Genomic DNA, 4,110 nt, shown 5'->3' with positions numbered 1-4,110 from the left:
AGCCCGCGGACGCCGAGCCCGGCGTCGGCGACGACGACCACGGCCCCGATCCGAACGCAGGCGTAGAGCACGGCGGTGAGGTCGGCCCCGGGCTGCACGAGCAGCGACACCCGGTCGCCCTGGCGCACGCCGTGCTTGCGGAGGCCGAGCGCGATCTCGTGCACGCGTCGGCTGAGCAGCTGCCAGCTGACCCGGCGGGGGCCGGAGCCGCGCGCGGCGCCGTGCGGCACCATCTCGATCAGGGCGGCCTCCGGGCTGTCGGCCAGGGAGTCGAGGTACGACCAGAGCGGGCGGTCCTGGACGGTGCCCCGCACCTCCTCGGCGGTCGTCGCCGCCGTGCCCGTCAGGTCTGCGGCTGACGACGCGGCCCCGCCGCCGGTCGAGGAGGCACGGCCGTCAGCGGACGAGGAGGCGCGCGTCGGCCCCTCGGGGAACCGGTCGCCCAGCCAGGTCAGCACGGCGGCCGCGTAGTCGACGTCCTCGGCGATCATGTGCCCGGCGCCCTCGAAGCGGTGAACGTCGGCGTGCGGGAGGCGGTCGGCGAGGTCGTCGAGGTAGCGGTCGCCGAAGATCGGGTCGCGCGGGCCCCAGAGCATCAGGCTCGGCACGGTGAGGTCGCGCAGGGCGGCTGCGATCCGGTCGAGCTCGGCACGGCTCGGGTGCTGCTGGTCGACGGGGATGTCGGCCACGAACCCGCCGACGCCGCCACGTCGCGCCGCCGACAGGTAGGGCGCGCGGTAACCGGCACGGACGGTGTCCGTGAGCCGTGGGTGGGCGAGTCCCAGCGTCACGTCGATGAACCCGGACGTCGCGACGGTCGCGCGTCCGAGGACGCCGCGGGCGAGCGTCAGGCGGAGGGGCCCCGGGATCGGCTCGTCGGCCGGCTGGTGGATCGCCGTGTTGAGCATCGTGACCGCGGCGAGCTGGCCTGGGTGGTCGACCGCCCAGCCCATCGAGACCACTCCGCCCCAGTCGTGGCCGAGCGTCACGACGGGGCCGTCGAGGCCGAGTTCGTCGGTGAGCGCGGCGAGGTCGGCGACCCGCTGCGGCAGGCCCCGCTCGACGCCGGTCCGCTCGGAGAAGCCCATGTCGAGCTGGTCGACGGCGACGACGCGCCACGCAGGCCGGCCAGCTGAGGCGGCCTCGGTGGACTGCGCCACGAGGCGGCGCCAGAGGTAGGACCACGTCGGGTTGCCGTGCACGCAGAGGACGGTCCCGACGGGCTCCGCCCCGAGGGCCTCGAGAGCGGCGGCGTTGTCGAGGAGGTGCCAGGTGCGCTCGACGCGCTCGGCGCCTCCTGCGGGCACGGTCACCAGCCGCGACCACGACGGGTCGAGGCCGTCGAGCCCGGCCGGGGGGAGCGTCGCGGGCGACGTCGCCCGCGCGGCCGAGGGCAGGCGACTCACCAGGCGAGCTCCATCATCGCGGTGTTGATGCCCGAGCCGACGCCCATCAGCAGCACGCGGTCGCCTTTGGTGAGGGTCCGCGACTCCTCGACGAGGGTGATCGGGATCGACGCCGGGCCGACGTTGCCGAGGGTGGGGTAGGTGAGCGGGACGCGCTTGCGGTCGATGCCCGCGGCCTTGACGAAGGCGCCGGTGTGGACGTCGCTGACCTGGTGCATGATGTAGCGGTCCATGCGCTGCCAGTTCCAGTCGCGGGCCGCCTCCTTCCAGGCCGACACGACGAGCTCCATGCCGCGCTTGAGCAGGGCCTTCGCGTCGGTGAACATGCCGTCGACGCTGCCGACGCAGAGGTCGTAGTTCTCTGTCGCCGCCCGGGTGACGCCGCCGAGGATGCGGTGCCCCTCGGGGTGTCGGTCGGCGCGGCCGATCACGGCCGCCGCGGCGCCGGAGCCGAGCGTCAGGCTCGCGAACTCGCTCATGAAGTCGTCGCGCTCGTAGCCCTTGGTCAGGAGGCGGTCGATCGTGTTGACCTGGACGTCGTCCGCGTCCTCGCCGTCGATGATCACGGCGTAGTCGATCTGGCCGGCGTCGATCAGCTGCGCCGCCAGGGTCATGCCGTTGACGAAGCCCAGGCACGCGTTCGCGATGTCGAAGTTCGTGGCGGACGAGGGCAGCCCCAGGCCGTGGTGCAGCCGGACGGCCACCGAGGGCTCGAGGTGCGGCCGGGTCACGGACGTGTTGATGAGCAGGCCGACCTGGTCGGGTCGGACGCCGGCCTCGGCCAGCGCCCGCTTGCCGGCGTCGATCGCGGCCTCGTCGAAGCTCTGGCCCTCGGCCCAGTTGCGGCGCTCGTCGACGCCAGCGACGCGCTGCAGCAGGCCGGTCGGCAGCTTGAGGCGCTTGAGCACCGGGCGCAGCTTCTCGTCGATGCTGGCGGACGTGGTGACGCGGGTCGCCATGGTGCTCGCGACGCTGAGCAGCGCGACGTTGCGGTGGCGCGTGGTGGCGTTGCCTGCCCCGACCGCGGGGACCGCGGCGTCGTCGTCGCGGGCGGCCGCGGAGGCGGCTCCCGCCTCCCGCACGGCGGCGTCGGCCTCGAGGGTCGCGGCGTCGGCTCCGAAGAAGGCGGCGTCGGTGGGCGCCGCGCCTGTCGTGGCGTGTCCTGTCAACGGGACTCCCTGTCGAATTGTCTCGGGCGTGTGCACCGGCTCGGGCGACGAACGGTGGTCGTCGGCAGCCGGAGAGATCGTGAGCACCGGTCGGGTGCATCGGTCGAGTTTACGGCGCAGTTCTCTGTGCGGTTGCCAGGATCGCGGGGCACGAACATGCCCTCGGCAGCATGTGTCGTCGGGCGGAGAGGCCTCAGCTGCCCGGGTCGCGCGGCAGGCGGACGACGCGGCGACGGCCGCCGAGGGTCCACCAGACGACGTCGACGACGGCCCAGGCCGTCGCCGCGACGGCGACGACGAGCAGCAGCACGGCGACGACGGTGAGGCTGCCGCCCCCGACGAGCAGGCTCGTGAGGATGCTGGCCGCGAGCAGCCCGGCGGAGAGGACGGTCACGACCGGCCGCACGAGGCCGCCGTCCTTCGTCAGCAGCCAGTTCGGGACGTCGGGGTCGACGCGCACCTGCCTGGTCCTCACGATGGCCTCCTGTGTCGTGCCGCGCGGCGGCGTGCCGTGTCGCCGTCCGGGGCGCCCCGGACGAGGATACGTCCTCCCTAGACTCGGACCATGAGCGAACTCCGCCGCCCCTGGTTCACGCTGACGAAGAACGGCACCGTCCTGCCTCCCGTCTTCGAGATCGTCCTCGGCGTGCTCGGACTCGTCGTGCAGCTGCTGACCCTCACCTCCGGCGGGCCGGTCGAGACGATCACGCTGATCGTGTCCGTCGTCGCCGTGCTGCTGATCGCGCAGGGCGTCGCGGACCTCGTCTGGTGGTCCCGGGGCGACCGTCGGGCGCGCGCGCAGGCCGACGCCTCCTAGGCGACCCGGGCCCGCTCGGCCCGGTCTCACGCGGGCGCGCTGCGCAGCCGGTGCGTGGCGAGGAGCACCAGCACGACGATGCCCACCCCGATCGCGGTGTCGGCGCCGCGGGCCGCGATCAGGGCCCCGACGTCGACGGGGCCGCCCCCGATCGCGGGCATGCCGAGCGCCATCGGCGTGATGAACACGAGCGCCAGGCCGTAGTTCCGCGCGACGACGAGCTCGGTGGCGAACTGCAGCACCCCGAAGGCGACGACGAGCGCGACGGCGCTCGGCTGCAGCACCAGCAGCAGGGCCGCGAGGCCCAGCCCCACGACCGTGCCGAGGAGGCGGTGGCCGGCTCGCAGCAACTGGCCCGACGTCGCGCGCCCCACGACGGGCACCACGGCGGAGACCATCGCCCAGTACGGGTTCTGCAGCCCGAGCCCGACGCTGACGAGACCGGCCGCGAGCGAGGCCACCAGGCACACGCCGGCGTGCAGGAGGACGCGGCGCAGGTCGACGGGGACGACCGGACGACCGACGACCCGGGCGCCGGGCTCGGCGAGGGCCCGACGCCCGGAGCGGCGGACCAGGCCGACGAGCGAGGTCGCGAGGGCGAGCAGCACGCTCAGCGACGACACGACGGCCGCGACCCCGATGCTCGCCGGCACCGCCGGCACGAAGGCGCAGACGCCGAGCCCGAAGACCGGGAAGAGGGGGCCGGGCGGGTTCCAGC

At 74.3% G+C, this 4,110-nt stretch carries 5 protein-coding genes; 1 reads left to right on the top strand and 4 read right to left on the bottom strand.

All coding sequences use genetic code 11. The annotated features are described in order from the left end of the window. From RWM17_RS12840 to RWM17_RS12830, 3 genes are all read right to left on the bottom strand, one after another. Positions 1-1,406: alpha/beta fold hydrolase (locus tag RWM17_RS12840; protein ID WP_314104247.1), on the bottom strand; the 1,406-nt coding region annotated here is incomplete at its 3' end. Beyond that, positions 1,403-2,365: a 3-oxoacyl-ACP synthase III gene (locus tag RWM17_RS12835; RefSeq protein WP_314104249.1), complete on the bottom strand. Its 963-nt coding sequence runs from the start codon at positions 2,363-2,365 to the stop codon at positions 1,403-1,405. The genes RWM17_RS12840 and RWM17_RS12835, both read right to left, overlap by 4 nt. Positions 2,366-2,768: 403 nt before the next feature. Beyond that, positions 2,769-3,050: a hypothetical protein gene (locus RWM17_RS12830; protein WP_314104244.1), complete on the bottom strand. Its 282-nt coding sequence runs from the start codon at positions 3,048-3,050 to the stop codon at positions 2,769-2,771. Between the two features lie 90 nt (positions 3,051-3,140). Between RWM17_RS12830 and RWM17_RS12825 the strand changes: the two genes are divergently transcribed. Continuing rightward, complete coding sequence (locus RWM17_RS12825) at positions 3,141-3,392, top strand: hypothetical protein (RefSeq protein WP_314104241.1); 252 nt, start codon at positions 3,141-3,143, stop codon at positions 3,390-3,392. A gap of 26 nt (positions 3,393-3,418) precedes the next feature. Here the strand turns inward: RWM17_RS12825 and RWM17_RS12820 are convergent. Then, positions 3,419-4,110, bottom strand: a 692-nt coding sequence (locus RWM17_RS12820) for an FUSC family protein (protein ID WP_314104240.1), incomplete at its 5' end; no start/stop codon positions are given.

This window comes from uncultured Frigoribacterium sp. (assembly GCF_963515265.1).
Taxonomy (GTDB): domain Bacteria; phylum Actinomycetota; class Actinomycetes; order Actinomycetales; family Microbacteriaceae; genus Frigoribacterium.
The sequence above is the reverse complement of the archived record's forward strand: the minus strand, read 5'-3'. Positions and strand labels throughout refer to the sequence as shown.